Below are 14,963 nucleotides of genomic sequence, written 5' to 3'. Positions count from 1 at the left end.
CGATGTCGTGGATCGCCAAGCGATGTGCATCCGGCTCTCCTGGGCCGTTCTCGCGCTGTTCAGGCACGGTTCGACCTGTGTGGACATTACTTCCGTTATGAACCTTCTCCTCGCCGCCTGCCTGGTTCTCCCACTCGCTTCCGGTACGACTCCCGCCGCGGCCCGGTCGTGCGGTGGGCACCCCCTCGACTTCGACGGCGACGGACGGCCCGACCTCGCCGTGGCCGCGCCCTACGACGACTCCCGGGCCGGGTCGGTGACCGTGATGTACGGGTCAGGGAAGAAGGTGAAGCTCACCCAGAAGGGCGCCGAACCCGGTGACTCGTTCGGATCCGCGCTGGCCGTGGGCGACTTCAACGGGGACGAGTGCGCCGACCTGGCCGTCGGGGTGTCGGAGGAGTTCGTGGGGACGCGGGTGCCGGGCGCGGACGGGAACGGGGTCGTCCAGATCTTCAACGGCTCGGTCGACGGGCTGGTCCCGGGCAAGGAGCTGGCACTGGCCAAGCCGTCGAGCGACCGGTTCGGGGCGGCGCTGGCGGCCGGTGACCTCGACGGGGACGGCAAGGACGAGCTGGTCGTCGGCGCGCCCAGCCACCGGTCGGGCGGGGCGGTGACGGTGTACTGGATGAAGGGGCGCAAGCCGTACCAGATCACCCAGAAGACGTCGTGGGTGCGGCAGGCGGCGAACGTCACCGACCAGTGGGGCGCCGCGCTGGCGACCGGCGACTTCGACGGGGACGGCAAGGACGAGCTGGTCATCGGCGCGCCCGCCGACAGCGTCAAGCTGGACGGGCAGGGCTCGGTGACCGTCGTCGACGTGCGGGCGAAGCGGGCGCGGCAGCTCACCCAGAGCAGCTCCGGCATCAAGGGGGCCTCCGAGAAGTGGGACGCGTTCGGGGCCTCGCTGGCCACGGGCGACTTCAACGGGGACGGGCGGGCCGACCTGGCCATCGGGGTGCCGGGTGAGGGGCTCAGCGCGAACCAGCGGGCCATGGACTACGGCGACGGCACCGTGGACGTCCTGTACGGGACGCGGAGCGGGCTGACCACCCGCAAGAGCGAGGCGTGGTCGCAGAACACGCTCAAGGGGGTGCCCCGGTACTACGACCGGTTCGGGGCGTCGCTGGCCGCCGGGGACTTCAACGGGGACGGACACGACGAGCTGGCCATCGGCGTGCCCGGGGAGAAGGCGGTCCAGGTGCTGGCCGGGCGGAGCTCCGGCGGGCTCACCCGGGTGGGGAACCTGCTGATCAAGGGCGAGGGGCGAGACTTCGGCGCCGCCCTGGCCGCGCTGCCGTTGAGCGAGCGCTATCGGGCGCTGGGGGCGCGGCGGCCGCTGTACGGGCTCGTCGTGGCGGCGCCGGACCAGGGGCTGATCATGTACGCTCCCGGGTCCCGCAAGGCGGGGCTGAAGCTGGGCAAGGTGCGCCGGCTCAGCAAGGGCACGGGGTTGTACGGCTACGCCTTCGGCTGAGCCACTCCCCCGCCGCGCTTCGGCTGGGGCCCTCTTGGGGGGAGCCTCTCGAACGGGGAGAGCTCGGCAAGGTCAGGGGATGGGTGGGTTGGTGGGGAGGATGATGCGGAACAGGGCGCCCTTGCCGGGTGAGCCTTCCGCCATCACGATGCCCCCGTGTGCCTCCACCAGCGTGGCCGCGATCGACAGCCCCAGTCCCGAACCGCCCGCGCTCCGCGCCGGGTCCGCGCGGTAGAAGCGTTCGAAGACGCGCTCGGCGACCTCCGGGGGGAATCCGGGCCCCTCGTCGGCCACCTCCACCACGGCCTGGTCGCCCTCCACTCCGACCCGCACCTGGAAGGGCGTGCCGGGCGGCGTGTGGGTGAGGGCGTTCGTGACGAGGTTGTTGAGGACCTGCCCGAGCCGCGACTCGTCCCCCGTCACGATCACGTCCCCCTCGCCGCCGAACAGCCGCACCAGCTCGATCCTGCGGTCCGGCGCCAGCGTCTGGGCGTCGATGACGGTGGTGGCGGCCAGACTGAGCAGGTCCACGGGCCGCCGTGCCAGCTCCCGTCGCTGGTCGAGGCGGGCCAGCAGGAGCATGTCCTCCACCAGCAGCCCCATCCGGGCAGCCTGCCCCTCGATGCGGCTCAGCAGCCGTACGGCCTCGGCCAGGTCCTTCTCCTCCCCCAGCCGGAACAGCTCGGCGAACCCTCTGATCGACGTCAGCGGCGTGCGCAGCTCGTGGGAGGCGTCGGCCATGAACCTGCGCATCAGCTCCTCGGAGCGCCGGGCGGCCGTGGCGGACTGGCGGGCCGACTCGGCGGCCGCCTCCCGCTCGCGCGCCGCCGACTCGATCTGCGCGAGCATGCTGTTGAGCGAACGGCCGAGCTTGCCGACCTCGGTGGTACCCGCCCACATGGGCACGCGGCGCGACAGGTCGCCGCCCGCGATGTCCCTGGCCGTACGGGCGATCTCGCGGAGCGGGCGCAGGCTGCGGCGTACCAGCCAGTAGCAGGCGAACCCGAGCACCACCAGCGTGCCGCCGCCGGCGACCCCCACGATCAGGGCGAGCTGGGAGACCGTGGCGTCCACGTCGCCGAGGTTGACGGCGATCACCCGGGTCTCGCCGTCCCGGACCGGCACGGCGACGACGCGCCAGGTCGGGCCTGCGGCGGCGCGTGATTCGACGGTGAAGGGGTGGCCGTGCAGGGCGACGACCTTGGGGAGGTCGAGCTTGGGCAGGGCGGGCGTGTGGTCCTCGGTGGACTCGCTGAGCGTCCTGATCGGCGCGCCGGTGGCGTCGAGGATCACCGCGTAGAACAGGCCGAAGAAGCGCTGCGGGCGAGTGCCGGGACGGGGCTGCTCGGTGGGTGGCGGGGGCGGCTCGCGCAGCGGGCGGCTGGCCGCGATGAGCTGCTGGTCCACGCGTTCGACGAGGTAGCCGCGCAGCAGCCGGACGGCGAACAGGCCGGTCAGGGTGATGGCGAGGGTGACCAGCAGGAGGGTCGCCGAGACCAGCCGCAGCCACAGCGGGGACCTGGCCAGGTATTTGCGCGCCGCCGCGCCCTTGGCGCGGAGGTGGTGAACAAGGGAAACGGCGTCGCTCATATGCGGGGCGGGCGCAGGATGTAGCCCACCCCGCGCAGCGTGTGCAGGTATTTGCGATCCCCCGTGTCCACCTTCCGCCGCAGGTAGGAGACGTACGACTCGACCAGCCCCACGTCGGTGCGCCAGTCGCCGTTCCAGACGTGGTCGAGGATCTGCGTCTTCGACAGCACCCGGCCCACGTTGAGCATGAAGTACCGCAGCAGCCTGAACTCCGTCGGCGACAGCTTCACCGGGATGCCGTCACGCCACACCTCGTGGCTCTCCTCGTCCAGCTCCAGGTCGGCCACCCGCAGCCGGTTCGGCGGCGGGACGCCGCGCCGGGTCCTGCGCAGGACCGCCCGGATCCTGGCGATGACCTCCTCCAGGCTGAACGGCTTGGTCACGTAGTCCTCGCCGAGGCCCAGCCCCGCGAGGCGGTCCTCGGGCGTGTCCTTGGCGGTCACGAACAGCACCGGAACCCGGCGGCCGCGGGACCGCAGCCTGCCCGCGACCGCCAGGCCGTCCAGGTCGGGCAGCATGACGTCGAGCATCACCAGGTCGGGTGTGCTCTCCTCCGCCACCCGCAACGCCTCCATGCCGTCGGCCGCGGTCAGCACCTCGAAGCCGGCCATGCGCAGGCTGGCCGAGAACAACTCCCTGATGTTGGGTTCGTCGTCGACCACCAGCAGCCGGGCCTCGGGCTCACGCGTCATCGCGGGCCTCCTCCGAGGTTCCCCTGCGTGATCGACGTCGCGGTCACCGAGCCGTCGCCGCCCTGCTGGCCGCGTACCACCACCGAGGTGCCGGTCTGGAGGTCGGCCACCTTCCCGGGCTTGGAGATCTGAACGGTGGTCCGGTCGTCGGTGGTGACCGTGACGGTGGAGCCGTCCATGGTCTTCACGTAGACCTTGCCCCCTTCGACCTTCTCGACGGTGCCGATGGTGCCTCCCCCGCCGCCCATCCGCTGGCCTCCACCGTAGCCGGGCGGCTGGCCGAATCCGCCGCGCTGCTGGCCGGAACCTCCCTGCGACTGGCCGTACCCGCCGCCCATGGGACGCTGCTGCGCCCCGGCGGCGGGCCCGGCCGACGAGCCGAACAGGTTGGAAGCCTGAATGCCGATGAGGATACCGGCCACCAGCACGACGCCGGCGGCCAGCGCCAGCGTGAGCTTGGAGGTGCCCTTCCGCGGCTGGACGGCGAGCTCCTCCCCCAGGTCGTCGGGGTACGGCGAGGAGTCGAGCTGGGCCATGTCATTCTCCTTACTCGTGGCGCAAGGCCTGGATGGGCCTCAGCTTGGCCGCCCGGTTGGCGGGATAACTGCCGAAGAACAGCCCGATCCCCACCGACACGCCCAGCGCGAGCGCCACCGACGACGGCACCAGGACCGGCTCGATGCCGGCCACGGTGAACCTGGTCCCGATGAACGCCACCAGCACCCCGGACAGCCCGCCGACCAGGCTCAGCAACGTGGCCTCCAGCAGGAACTGGCCCAGGATCGCGCTCCTGGGCGCGCCGATCGCCTTGCGGATGCCGATCTCGCGGGTGCGTTCCGTGACGGTCACCAGCATGATGTTGGTGATGCCGATGCCGCCCACCAGCAGCGAGATCGCGGCCACGGCGCCCAGCAGCACGGTGAAGGTGCCGGTCGCCGCGCTGACGGTCTCCTGCAGCGTGGCCTGGTTGAGGATGCGGTAGTCGGCGTTGTCGTTCGTGATGCCGTGCCGCTGGTTGAGGATGGCCGTGACCTCGGCCTGCGCCGCCGTCGTGGTCTCCGCCCCGGACGCCTGCACGACGATCGAGTTGAGCGAGCCGAACCCGCTCAGGCTCTGCTGTACGGCGGGCAGCGGCGCGATGGCCACGTCGTCGGCGTCCTGCATGCCGGTGGACCCGGCCTCCTTCAGCACGCCGACGACCGTGAACGGCACGCCCGACACGCTGACCTGCTTGCCGATGGGATCGACGGTGCCGAACAGCTCCTCCACGACGGTCTGGCCGAGCACCACGACCTTCCTGGCCGCCAGCACGTCGTCGTTGAAGAAGTACGTGCCCTTCGTGACGGGCTTGTTGACGGCCTCGAAGTAGCTGGGGTAGGTGCCGACGAACTGCGAGATCGCGTGGCTGGCGGCCCCGTACGTGGCGGTCGAGGAGGAGGCGGTCACGACCGGCGAGACGCTGCTGACGGAGGGCGCCAGGGTCTTGTCGGTCAGCGCCTTGGCGTCGGCCAGGCTGAGCTGCCTGGCCTGGGTGCGCGGACCGGTGTTCGCGCCGCCGCCGGGCGCCCGCATGCCGCCACCGCCACCGCCGCCGCCTCCTCCCGAGAACTGCGGGGAGATCGTCAGGGTGTTGGCGCCGAGGCGCTGGATGTTGCGCGTGATGCTCTGCGAGGAGCCCTCGCCGACGGCGACCAGCATGATGACCGCGGCGACGCCGATGAGGATGCCGAGCGTGGTCAGCGAGCTGCGCATCTTGTTGGCCAGCAGGCCGCGCAGCGCGAAGCGGAGGATCTCGAGCTGGTTCACCTGGCCGCCGCCCTGCCCATTTCCGAATCCTTTTCCGGGTCCTTTTCCGGGCCTTTCGCCGCCATCCGCGGGGGCGGGCCGTCCACCGGGCCTTGGCGGTGGTCCTCCACGACCTCGCCGTCCACCAGCCTGATCACCCGCTTGGCGTGCGCGGCCACGTCGTTCTCGTGCGTGATGAGCACGATCGTGCGGCCCGAGTCGCTGAGCCGGTCCAGGATCTCCAGGACATCGCTCGTGGAGGCGGTGTCCAGGTTGCCGGTCGGCTCGTCGGCCAGCAGCAGCGCGGGCGCGGTGACCAGGGCCCTGGCCACGGCCACGCGCTGCTGCTGGCCGCCGGAGAGCTGGTTCGGCTCGTGGTGCACGCGATCGGCCAGCCCGACCTGGTCCAGCGCCGCCAGGGCCCGCCTGCGCCGCTCGGCCTGGCCGATGCCGCCGTACACCAGCGGCAGCTCGACGTTGGCCAGCGCGCTCATGCGCGGGATCAGGTTGAACGACTGGAACACGAACCCGACCCTGCGGTTGCGCAGGATGGCGAGCTGGTGCTCGTCCAGCTGTCCCACGTCGGCGCCGTCGATCAGGTACGTGCCGGCGGTGGGGACGTCGAGGCAGCCGAGGATGTTCATGAGCGTGGACTTGCCGGAGCCGGAGGCGCCCATGATGGCGACGTAGTCGCCGCGCTCGACGTCCAGGCTGATGCCGCGCAGGGCGCGGACCTTCGCGTCGCCCTCGCCGTACTCCTTGACCAGGTCCTTCACCCGCAGGACGGGCGGGACCTCCGGCGGCGTCATCGCCCGCCTCCAGGACCGCCGCCGCCACCGGGCACCCCGCCGCCGCCGGGGAAGCCGCCACCGCCGCCGAAGCGCAGGCCGCCGCCCGTGGTGCCGGTCGTCGTGGTCGCCGGGGGCACGATCTGGTCGCCCTCGGACACGCCCGACTTGATCTCGGTCAGCGTCGTGCCCTGCACGCCGACCTCCACCGGGGTCCTGGCCTGCGTGCCGTTCCTGAGCAGGGTGACCGTGGTCTGGCCGCCGCTGGTGGAGACCGCCGTCGAGGGGACGGTCACGACGTTGTCGGCCTGGCCGACCACGACCTCGACCGTGGCCGTCTGGCCCAGCCGCACCTGGCTCGGGACCTTCGTGAACGTCACCGTGACCGGATATTGCACGACATTGTTGCTGGTGGAGGCGACCGGATCGATCTGGGTGACCTTGCCCGTCGCGGTCACCCCCGGCAGGGCGTCGAACGTGACCGTGGCCTCCTGGCCCTTCTTGAGCTTGCCGACGTCGGACTCGGTGAAGGTGCCCACGAGCTGCAGCTTGCCGACGTCGGCCAGCTCGATGAAGCCGCCGGAGCTCTGGGCGGCGCCGGAGCCTGAGGACTGGCTCGCGCCCTGGCCGGAACCCGAGCTCGAACCCGACCCGGAGCTCGTCCCGGAGCCCGACCCCGAGCTGCTGCCGCCGACCGAGCCGTTCACCGCCGTGATCGTGCCCTTGAACGGCGCCTTCAGCACGGTGGCCGCGACCGTGCGCTGCGCCTCCCGGTAGGCGTTGCGGGCCTTGATGTAGGAGGCGTAGAGCTGGGCTGTCGAGGTCCCGTCGTCGACGGCCTCGTCGTACGTGGCCTTGGCCGCCGACAGGCTCTCCTGCGCGGCGTCGTCGTCGATCCTGGCCAGGATGTCGCCCTTGCTCACCTTGTCGCCGGCCTTGACGTAGACCTTCTCGACCGTGCCCGTCGTGCCGAACGACAGTTCCCGGGACCGGGAGCTCTCGACCGCGCCCGACGCGGACACCGAGGCCACCACGGAGCCGCGGCTCGCGGTCACGGTCCTGACGGCCGTCTGGCCCGCCGCCTGGCCCGTGCCAAGCTGGGCGTACGCGAGCGCGGCCCCGCCCAGCAGGAGCACCACCAGCGCTCCGTTGGTCATCAGCGCTCTGCGCCTTCTCGACACCTTCACAGGCGGTGACCCTTGCACACCAGGCTGCGCCGGAGCCGCGAGCGAGCTGAACGTTCGCTGACAACCCGGGCCTCCCCCAAGGCACACAGGTAACTCTTAGGCTGCTCGCAGCCTGGCGCGAGGCGGCTCCGCCAGGATGGGCCGCCATGAGACCGACTTTCGCGCTGGGCGGCCTCGCCCTCGCCGTGCTCGTGGCCGGGTCCGGCCTGGCACTGGCGCTGCGCGACGACACCCCGCCCGCCGTCCAGGTACGGCTCGCCTCCGCGCAGCGCGGCCAGGTCACGGCCACGGTCAGCGCGGCGGGCAACACCGTGGACGGCTCGCGCAGGGACCTGGCGTTCGGCTCTTCGGGGACGCTGACCAAGGTGTACGTCAAAGTCGGGACCAAGGTGAAGAAGGGCCAGGTGCTGGCCAGGATCGACGGGCGGGCGGCGCGGGAGGCGTACACGGCGGCCAAGGCCGACCTCGCCGCGGCCGAGGAGGCGCTGGAGGAGGCCCAGGAGAAGGCCGCGTCCCCGGCCGCGGCCACCTCCCCGACCGGAACCAGGTCCGCGACCTGCACGCCGTCCGGGAACGGCGGCACACCGGCCGCGTCCCCCACCGGCTCGGCGGCCCCCACGGGCAGGGGGACACCCACCGGCTCGGCGACGCCCACCGCAAGCGCGACGCCCAGGCCCACGGACCGGGCGGGCAGCAACACGGTGAACGGCGACGCTGTGACCGGGAACGCCGTGAGCGGCAACGGCGCGCTCGGGCCGACGGCGCCCTCCGCCCAGGGCGTGTCCGTGCACAACGTGAACCCGACCAGCTCCACCCCGCGCCCCACCAGCACGCCGACCTCCGGACCCACGAACCCCGGCCCCACCGGCCCCGGGCCCGAGCCGCAGCCCACGGTCACAGTCACCGTGACAGCCACAGCGACGGCCACGGTGACGGCCACCGTGACGGCCACGGTGACGGCCACGGTGACGGCCACGGTGACGGCGACCGTCACCGCCACCCCGACCGGCGGCACCCCAGGCGGCGGCTCCGACCAGTCCGGGAGCCGCCCGGCCTCGGACACCACCCCGTCCGCCACGAGCTCCGGCAAGCCGTCCACCGGCGCGAAGCCGTCGGCGAGCGGCCGCCCCACGGGCAGCGGCAAGCCGTCGGCGCGGCCGAGCACGAGAGCGACCGGCGGGGCCCGGCCGAACTCGCAGTCCTCCTGCGAGCGCGGCACGGGCTCGACGGGCCAAAGCCAAGGTCAGAGCCAGGGTCAGGGCCAGAGCCAGGGTCAGACCCAAGGCCAGGGTCAGGGTCAGGGCGGCACCAGCGAGGAGCCGGCGTCCGCGAACGTCGACCGCGCGCAGGCCGCGCTCGAACAGGCCGCCGACGCCGTACGGGCGACCCGCATCGTGGCCCCGGCGGCGGGCACGGTCCTGTCGCTGGCGGGCGCGGCCGGTGACCAGGCGGGCACCGGCACCTTCGTCAGCCTCGGCGACCTCAACGAGCTGCAGGTCCAGGCCATGGTCACCGAGTCCGACGTGAACCGGCTCAAGCTCGGGCAGAAGGCCCGGATCACCCTGGCCACCCGGAACGGCGAGCAGTACGAGGGGACGGTCACGGCCATCGCGCCGACCGCGACGGTGAGCGGCCAGCTCGTCCGCTACTCGGTCACCCTCGCTTTCGACGAGCCGCCCACCGGGCTCATGCTCGGGCAGACCTCCTCGGTCACGGTCACCACGGACACGGTCGAGGACGCGATCTACGTGCCCGCCGCCGCGGTGCGCAGCAGGTCGGACGGGGCCCAGGTGGTCACCGTCCGGGCGAATGGCCGCGACTCGGCGACGGTGGTGCGGACGGGCGTTCGCGGTGACCAGTACGTGGAGGTGACCTCAGGACTGCAACCGAGCGACGAAGTGGTCATGTCGGGCGCCACGAACGGCGAGTTCCCGGACGGGAGCTGGCCCGGCGCCTGACCCCCTGGACCGGCCCGGCAACCTCCTCTCCCGCCGGGTCCCGGGCAGGGCCGCACGTGCGGCGTGCCGCCCCGGCCCGGCGCGCCCCCGGCAGGCGCCACCTGGCGCCTCCGGCGGGCGCGGCACCCACCCCGCCACGCGGGGCACGACACCGCCGGGCACGACCGCCAGAAGGAGAGGGGGTGCCGGGGGTTGAGCGGATTCTCAGCGTGCTCCCAGCGAACGTTCAGCCAACGCGTGGTGCGCTCGCCCGGCCGGCGGCCGCCGCGCCCGCCGTCGCCGGGATGGTGAGGCGGTGGGCGGTCTTGGCCTTGGCGCCCCGACGCGAGATGTAATCCAATGTCCGGAAATCGACGGAAAGCTCATCCCGGGTCAGCCGCGCCATCAGATAGCCCCGCCGCTGGTCGATGAAGGAGATGTGCGGGTTCTCCTGCAGCGCCTCCGCGATCCACGTCCGGTCCCGGTAGCCGTCCCCGTCGCTCGCGATCGACGAGGCGATCAGCTCCCTGGCCACCACCGGCGAGTCCGGGTCGTCGAAGTCGGTCTTGAGCTCGGCCAGGTGGTGCATGTGCGCGTCCCCTGTCAGCACCACCGGGTTCTCCGTGCCCGCCAGGGACCCCAGCAGCCGGGTCCGCTCGGCGGCGTACCCGTCCCACGAGTCCAGGTTCACCTCGCGCCCAGGCCCGACCTTGTAGTCGCGCTGCGCCATCATGATCTGCTGCCCCAGCAGGTTCCAGCGGGTGGTGGAGCCGCTCAGCCCGCTCTCCAGCCAGCGCCACTGGCCGGCCCCGAGCAGCGTCCGCCCCGACGCCAGCCGGTCGTCGCACCCGGCCCGCACGCCGTCCAGGCACGCCTGGTCGTCGCGGAACTGCCGGGTGTCCAGCAGGTGGAAGCGGGCCAGCGTCCCCCAGGAGATCCGCCTGTTCACCCTGAGCACCGCCCCCTGGAGGCTGGCGCGGCGCAGCGGCATGTTCTCGTAGTACGCCCGGAACGCCTGGGCCCTGCGCCCGGTGAAGCCCGGCGCGTTCGTGCTGGAGACGGGCCCGGCCCAGTTGTTCTCCACCTCGTGGTCGTCGAACGCCACCAGCCACGGCGCCACCGCGTGCGCGGCCTGCAGGTCGTGGTCGCTCTTGTACTGGGCGTGCCGCAGCCGGTAGTCGGCGAGCGTCTCGCACTTGCCGGGCGTGTGGGTGCGTACGCGGCCGGCCAGCGCCGTGTAGCCGCTGGGGCCGTACTCGTACATGTAGTCGCCGAGGAACACCACCAGCTCGGGCTCCTGCTCGGCCAGGCGGCGGTAGGCGGTGTAGTAGCCGTGCTCGTAGTGCGCGCACGCCGCGACGGCGAAGGTGAGCGGCGTCTCACCGGCGGGGGTCGTCCTGGTGCGGGCCGCCGGGGAGAGCCTGCCCTCGCTTCTGAAGCGGTAGAAGTACTCGCGCCCCGGATTCAGCCCGTCCAGCTCGACGTGGACGCTGTGGGCGTCGCGTGGCCTGGCGGTGGCCGTACCGGAGCGAACGATCTTGGAGAAGCGCTCGTCGGTCGAGACCTGCCAGTCCACGTCCACGTCGCGGGAAGGCATGCCGCCGCGGCCGTCGCCGGCCAGCGGGTCGGCGGCCAGCCTGGTCCACAGGACGAAACCGTCGACCGACGGGTCGCCGGAGGCCACGCCCAGCGTGAACGGGTCGGATCTGAGGGTTCTGGCCGCTGCCGCCGGAGTGGCGGTCTGGGGGAGGAGGAGTCCGGCTGTCGCCGCTGTCAGGAAGGCTCTGCGGTCCACGTTCACAGGTATGTCCGCCCGTGCTGACCCGGCCGTGACAGCCGAGTCAAGCGCGGGTGAACAGCATCAGTCGTCCTGTTCGCGAGGTTTCGCCCTGACCGCTGCCCTCACTGAGCGTTCATCCGATGGCTCCGTGAACGCCGGCCAGCGTTCCGCGGAGCGTGGATGCGTCCGTGAAATGCACGCCGGTCATGCCCGCGCGCTCGGCGCCCTCGATGTTCTCCTCGCGGTCGTCGATGAACACGATCTCGGACGGGTCCGCGCCCAGCGCGCGGGCCATCTCGTCGTAGATCTCCCGGTCGGGCTTGACCAGGCCCATCCGGCCGCTGTAGAAGCGATGGCCGATCTCGGCGATCCAGGGCAGCTCGTCCACGCCGTCACCGACGCAGACGGGCGCGTTGGACAGCAGCGCCACGTCACGCCCCGCGCCGATCAGCTCGCCGAGCAGGGCGATCGTGCCCTCGTTCGGGTACGCCCAGCTCGCCACGTCCATGGCGACCAGGCGGGCGACCTCGACCTGGGTGACGGGCCGGTCCAGCACGGCCGCCCAGTAGTCGAGCGGGCTCAGGCTCCCCCGGTCGAACTCCAGGCGGTGCTCCCAGTAGCCCCGCCTGAACGCCTCCGGGTCCGCGTCGACCGCCCGCGCCATGGCCTCGTTGTCGGAGTCGGGCTGGGGCAGGCACAGGACACCGCCGTAGTCGAACACAATCCACGTCATGCCAGGAATGGTCGCAGATGCGAGTCCAGCGCCGGGCAACCTAGGTACTTCTCGACGGTGTGAAAGTCGATCCAGTCCAGGTTGACCAGCTCTTCGGCGTCGATGCCGGTGAAGCTGACGGCCAGGTTGGGCGGGATGGCGGCGATGTCGTCCTTGTCGGCGATGTTCACCCAGCGCCTGACGCCCGCGGGACGTTCGCCGCGGCCGTTGATCGGGGCGGGCAGGAGCCGCTCGAAGACGACGTTGCGCATGCCGAGCGGGCTGCCCAGGGTGATCAGGAGGTCGACCTGGAGGTCGGGGTTGGCCCAGAGCGTCTCGTACGTGACGACGCTGCCGAGCGAGTGGGCGATCACCACCTTGGGGCGATTCCGCCTGATCGTGTCAGCCACGCTCTGCCGGCACTTCTCGCGCTTGCCCGCGTCCGTGAGGTACGCCGCCACCTCCGGCGCGAACAGCTTGGCGAACGCCGCCGACCGGCTGTCCAGCCGGTCGAGCAGCCAGCCGGTGAACGACTTGAGCGCCCCCGTCACGTGCTCGCCCACGCCCAGGTTCTTCGCCCAGTCGACGAGCACCTGCTGGACCTGCCCGTCCGTCCCCGCGCCGGGCTTGGCCTCCCCGTCGCCGCCCTTGCCGCTGTGCAGGTGGTGCGAGAAGTAGGCGACCTCGCTGAAGTACGGCCGCGCCTCGCCCCCGAGCGCCACGTGCAGGTAGCGGTCCCACTTGGCCCGCATGGCCTCGGCCGCCCCGCCCGCGGACCGGCCCGCTTCGAGGTAGTAGTTGTACTTGCCGATCCCGTGGACCCCGACGATCGCGGTCACTGCGCCTCCCCCACCCGGCGATCTTTACGCGCGATGGTGGCACATGTCACTTGCAGTCCGCCATCGGGAGGGCGCTTCACGCGCCTCCTCGCCGCACGACCGCGCCTTGCCCCGGGGTGTGGAATCCCGCCCGCCGTCCGAGGCGTTCTGTCGATAGTGCCGGAAATGCCGTTGCGCCCGGCCGGTGTCGCCCATTTACTGTTGAGCCTGGAGAGAGAACAGGAGTCCCGCGCATGCCCGGCCCGCTGACCGTCAACGACTCGGTCGTCATTCCCGACGTCGAGCTCGTCTGGCGTTTCTCACGTTCGTCGGGCCCCGGCGGCCAGGGCGTCAACACCACCGACAGCCGCGTGGAGCTCGTCTTCGACGTGGCCGCCAGCACCGCGCTGCCGCCCGCGCTGAAGGCCAGGGCGCTCGACCGGCTGGGCGCCCCGACGATCACGATCGCCGCCTCCGAGTACCGCTCCCAGCTGCGCAACCGCGAGGCCGCGGCGCAGCGCCTGGCCCAGCGCCTGCGCGAGGCCATCGCCCCGCCGCCGAAGCGCCGCCGCCCGACCAAGCCCAGCCGCGGCTCCGTCGAGCGCCGCATCGCCGCGAAGAAGCAGCGCTCCGACCTGAAGCGCCTGCGCCGCGAGCCCTAGCCGGACCGCGACCCCTGGCCGGCCGCGACCCCTAGCCGACCCGTGGACCCTGACCGATCAGCCGGGGCAGCTCCGCGATGGTGGCCGACAGGTAGTCCGCCACCGGCTCGGGGACCAGGTGCCGGGACGTGATCTCCGAGCGGTCCAGCCGCACCCGCTCCACCTCGTACAGCCCCCGCGACGGATCCTCGAACTCGGGCCCGTGCCGCAGCCCCGGATCCATCGACACCAGGCGGCACCCGTAGACGTGCTGCGTCTTGAGCTCGCCCTGCCACTGGTATGACAGCGTGACCAGCGGCGTCACCGCCGAGACGGTCGCGCCCAGCTCCTCGAGCAGCTCCCGGTGCAAAGTGTGTTCCAGCGTGTCGTCACCCGGCTCGACATGCCCTCCGGGGATGCTCCAATAGACGTCACGCCCCGGAACCGTACGACGGAAGAGCACCAGCCTCTCGTCGTGGTCGAGCAGGACACCGCGGACACTGGGTCGCATACGACCACCCTATTTGACCGGTATGTCCTTCCGGTAGCCTAACCTACGGTACCGTAACCTGAAGGAGAAGATCTTTTATGGCGATGACTCAGACGGAGCTGCTGCACGAGCTGGAGCCCGTGGTCGCCGGGGAGCTCAACCGCCACGAGAAGGTGGCCAAGGAGTGGTTCCCGCACGAGTACATCCCCTGGAGCGAGGGCCGCGACTTCGACGGCATCTACGGGGGCGAGGCCTGGCGGGAGGACGACTCCAAGATCCCCGAGGCGGCCCGCGTCTCGCTCATCGTCAACCTCCTGACCGAGGACAACCTGCCCAGCTACCACCACGAGATCGCCACCACCTTCGGCCGCGACGGCGCCTGGGGCACCTGGGTGCACCGCTGGACGGCCGAGGAGGACCGCCACGGCACCGCGCTCCGCGACTACCTCACGGTCACCCGCGCCGTCGATCCCGTGGCGCTCGAGCGCGCCCGCATGCACCACATGCAGAACGGCTTCACCTCCGAGTACGGCACCATGCTCCAGCAGCTCGCGTACGTCTCCTTCCAGGAGCTGGCCACCCGCATCGCGCACCGCAACACCGGCAGGGCCTCCGGCGACGAGGGCTGCGAGCGCCTGCTCGCCAGGATCGCCGCCGACGAGAACCTGCACATGCTCTTCTACCGCAACCTGCTCAAGGCCGCCTTCGAGCTGGACCCCAACCAGACCATGCGCGCGGTGACCGACGTCGTCACCACGTTCCAGATGCCGGGCACGGGCATCGACGGGTTCGCCCGCAAGGCCATGATCATCGCGAACGAGGGCATCTACGACCTGCGCCTCCACCTGGACGACGTGCTGATGCCGGTGCTGCGGCAGTGGTCGGTGTTCGACAAGACGGGGCTGGACGCCGAGGGCGAGCAGGCCCGCGAGCAGCTGTCCGCGTTCCTGGCCAGGACCGAGACCACGGCCGCCAGGTTCGTCGAGCGCCGCGAGGAGCGCCGGGCGCGCGCCGCCGCACGCTGACGCGACCCGCGGCGAGGAGCGCCGCCGTGGAATGATCCTGCCCC

General features: G+C 71.9%; 14 protein-coding genes. 4 read left to right on the top strand and 10 right to left on the bottom strand.

Translation table 11 applies throughout. The features are described 5' to 3' along the window. Positions 1–97: 97 nt before the first annotated feature. On the top strand, positions 98–1,474 hold the full coding sequence (locus ACIBQ1_RS02630; RefSeq protein WP_397274175.1) for an FG-GAP and VCBS repeat-containing protein: 1,377 nt from the start codon (positions 98–100) through the stop codon (positions 1,472–1,474). Between the two features lie 72 nt (positions 1,475–1,546). Here the strand turns inward: ACIBQ1_RS02630 and ACIBQ1_RS02625 are convergent, their stop codons facing one another. The 6 genes from ACIBQ1_RS02625 to ACIBQ1_RS02600 are packed head-to-tail and all read right to left on the bottom strand — an operon-like array spanning position 1,547 to position 7,486. Then, positions 1,547–3,064 carry a sensor histidine kinase gene (locus tag ACIBQ1_RS02625; protein WP_397274174.1) on the bottom strand — a complete coding sequence of 506 codons (1,518 nt, stop codon included), beginning with the start codon at positions 3,062–3,064 and terminating at the stop codon, positions 1,547–1,549. Further along, a complete protein-coding gene (locus ACIBQ1_RS02620; protein ID WP_397274173.1) occupies positions 3,061–3,756 on the bottom strand; it encodes a response regulator transcription factor in 696 nt (231 codons plus the stop codon). The genes ACIBQ1_RS02625 and ACIBQ1_RS02620 overlap by 4 nt, the downstream gene beginning before the upstream one ends. Next, positions 3,753–4,292, bottom strand: a complete 540-nt coding sequence (locus ACIBQ1_RS02615; RefSeq protein ID WP_397274172.1) for a hypothetical protein — start codon at positions 4,290–4,292, stop codon at positions 3,753–3,755. The genes ACIBQ1_RS02620 and ACIBQ1_RS02615 overlap by 4 nt, the downstream gene beginning before the upstream one ends. A 10-nt stretch (positions 4,293–4,302) precedes the next feature. Beyond that, on the bottom strand, positions 4,303–5,562 hold the full coding sequence (locus ACIBQ1_RS02610; RefSeq protein ID WP_397274171.1) for an ABC transporter permease: 1,260 nt from the start codon (positions 5,560–5,562) through the stop codon (positions 4,303–4,305). Further along, positions 5,559–6,350: an ABC transporter ATP-binding protein gene (locus ACIBQ1_RS02605; RefSeq protein ID WP_397274170.1), complete on the bottom strand. Its 792-nt coding sequence runs from the start codon at positions 6,348–6,350 to the stop codon at positions 5,559–5,561. Before ACIBQ1_RS02605 ends, ACIBQ1_RS02610 begins: the two co-directional genes overlap by 4 nt. Further along, complete coding sequence (locus tag ACIBQ1_RS02600; protein ID WP_397274169.1) at positions 6,347–7,486, bottom strand: efflux RND transporter periplasmic adaptor subunit; 1,140 nt, start codon at positions 7,484–7,486, stop codon at positions 6,347–6,349. The genes ACIBQ1_RS02605 and ACIBQ1_RS02600 overlap by 4 nt, the downstream gene beginning before the upstream one ends. Before the next feature lie 176 nt (positions 7,487–7,662). Here ACIBQ1_RS02600 and ACIBQ1_RS02595 point away from each other — a divergent pair, with 176 nt between their 5' ends. Next, positions 7,663–9,474, top strand: coding sequence for an efflux RND transporter periplasmic adaptor subunit (locus ACIBQ1_RS02595; RefSeq protein WP_397274168.1), 1,812 nt, complete (start codon positions 7,663–7,665; stop codon positions 9,472–9,474). A gap of 226 nt (positions 9,475–9,700) precedes the next feature. On the opposite strand, the gene ACIBQ1_RS02590 is transcribed toward ACIBQ1_RS02595, so the two are convergent. The 3 genes from ACIBQ1_RS02590 to ACIBQ1_RS02580 form a co-directional block, all read right to left on the bottom strand. Next, positions 9,701–11,248, bottom strand: a complete 1,548-nt coding sequence (locus ACIBQ1_RS02590) for an alkaline phosphatase D family protein (protein ID WP_397274167.1) — start codon at positions 11,246–11,248, stop codon at positions 9,701–9,703. 118 nt (positions 11,249–11,366) lie between these two features. Beyond that, entirely contained in the window at positions 11,367–11,966 is a 600-nt protein-coding gene (locus ACIBQ1_RS02585) for an HAD family hydrolase (protein ID WP_397274166.1), read from the bottom strand. Then, entirely contained in the window at positions 11,963–12,784 is an 822-nt protein-coding gene (locus ACIBQ1_RS02580; RefSeq protein WP_397274165.1) for a hypothetical protein, read from the bottom strand. The genes ACIBQ1_RS02585 and ACIBQ1_RS02580 overlap by 4 nt, the downstream gene beginning before the upstream one ends. A gap of 233 nt (positions 12,785–13,017) precedes the next feature. Between ACIBQ1_RS02580 and arfB the strand changes: the two genes are divergently transcribed. Continuing rightward, positions 13,018–13,425 carry an alternative ribosome rescue aminoacyl-tRNA hydrolase ArfB gene (arfB, locus tag ACIBQ1_RS02575; protein WP_355364065.1) on the top strand — a complete coding sequence of 136 codons (408 nt, stop codon included), beginning with the start codon at positions 13,018–13,020 and terminating at the stop codon, positions 13,423–13,425. Positions 13,426–13,456: 31 nt separating this feature from the next. Here arfB and ACIBQ1_RS02570 read toward each other — a convergent pair whose 3' ends face one another. Continuing rightward, positions 13,457–13,915 carry an NUDIX domain-containing protein gene (locus tag ACIBQ1_RS02570; protein WP_397274164.1) on the bottom strand — a complete coding sequence of 153 codons (459 nt, stop codon included), beginning with the start codon at positions 13,913–13,915 and terminating at the stop codon, positions 13,457–13,459. A gap of 77 nt (positions 13,916–13,992) precedes the next feature. On the opposite strand from ACIBQ1_RS02570, the gene ACIBQ1_RS02565 reads away from it, so the two are divergent. Further along, positions 13,993–14,919, top strand: coding sequence for an acyl-ACP desaturase (locus tag ACIBQ1_RS02565; protein WP_397274163.1), 927 nt, complete (start codon positions 13,993–13,995; stop codon positions 14,917–14,919). The last annotated feature ends 44 nt before the right edge of the window (positions 14,920–14,963 follow it).

Source organism: Nonomuraea sp. NPDC050153 (genome assembly GCF_044460125.1).
Lineage (GTDB): Bacteria > Actinomycetota > Actinomycetes > Streptosporangiales > Streptosporangiaceae > Nonomuraea.
The sequence above is the reverse complement of the archived record's forward strand: the minus strand, read 5'-3'. Positions and strand labels throughout refer to the sequence as shown.

Coding starts and splice junctions, on each gene's coding strand:
- ACIBQ1_RS02630 (WP_397274175.1), top strand. CDS start 98: ATGAACCTTCTCCTCGCCGCCTGCCTGGTTCTCCCACTCGCTTCCGGT.
- ACIBQ1_RS02625 (WP_397274174.1), bottom strand. CDS start 3,064: ATGAGCGACGCCGTTTCCCTTGTTCACCACCTCCGCGCCAAGGGCGCG.
- ACIBQ1_RS02620 (WP_397274173.1), bottom strand. CDS start 3,756: ATGACGCGTGAGCCCGAGGCCCGGCTGCTGGTGGTCGACGACGAACCC.
- ACIBQ1_RS02615 (WP_397274172.1), bottom strand. CDS start 4,292: ATGGCCCAGCTCGACTCCTCGCCGTACCCCGACGACCTGGGGGAGGAG.
- ACIBQ1_RS02605 (WP_397274170.1), bottom strand. CDS start 6,350: ATGACGCCGCCGGAGGTCCCGCCCGTCCTGCGGGTGAAGGACCTGGTC.
- ACIBQ1_RS02600 (WP_397274169.1), bottom strand. CDS start 7,486: ATGACCAACGGAGCGCTGGTGGTGCTCCTGCTGGGCGGGGCCGCGCTC.
- ACIBQ1_RS02595 (WP_397274168.1), top strand. CDS start 7,663: ATGAGACCGACTTTCGCGCTGGGCGGCCTCGCCCTCGCCGTGCTCGTG.
- ACIBQ1_RS02585 (WP_397274166.1), bottom strand. CDS start 11,966: ATGACGTGGATTGTGTTCGACTACGGCGGTGTCCTGTGCCTGCCCCAG.
- arfB (WP_355364065.1), top strand. CDS start 13,018: ATGCCCGGCCCGCTGACCGTCAACGACTCGGTCGTCATTCCCGACGTC.
- ACIBQ1_RS02570 (WP_397274164.1), bottom strand. CDS start 13,915: ATGCGACCCAGTGTCCGCGGTGTCCTGCTCGACCACGACGAGAGGCTG.
- ACIBQ1_RS02565 (WP_397274163.1), top strand. CDS start 13,993: ATGGCGATGACTCAGACGGAGCTGCTGCACGAGCTGGAGCCCGTGGTC.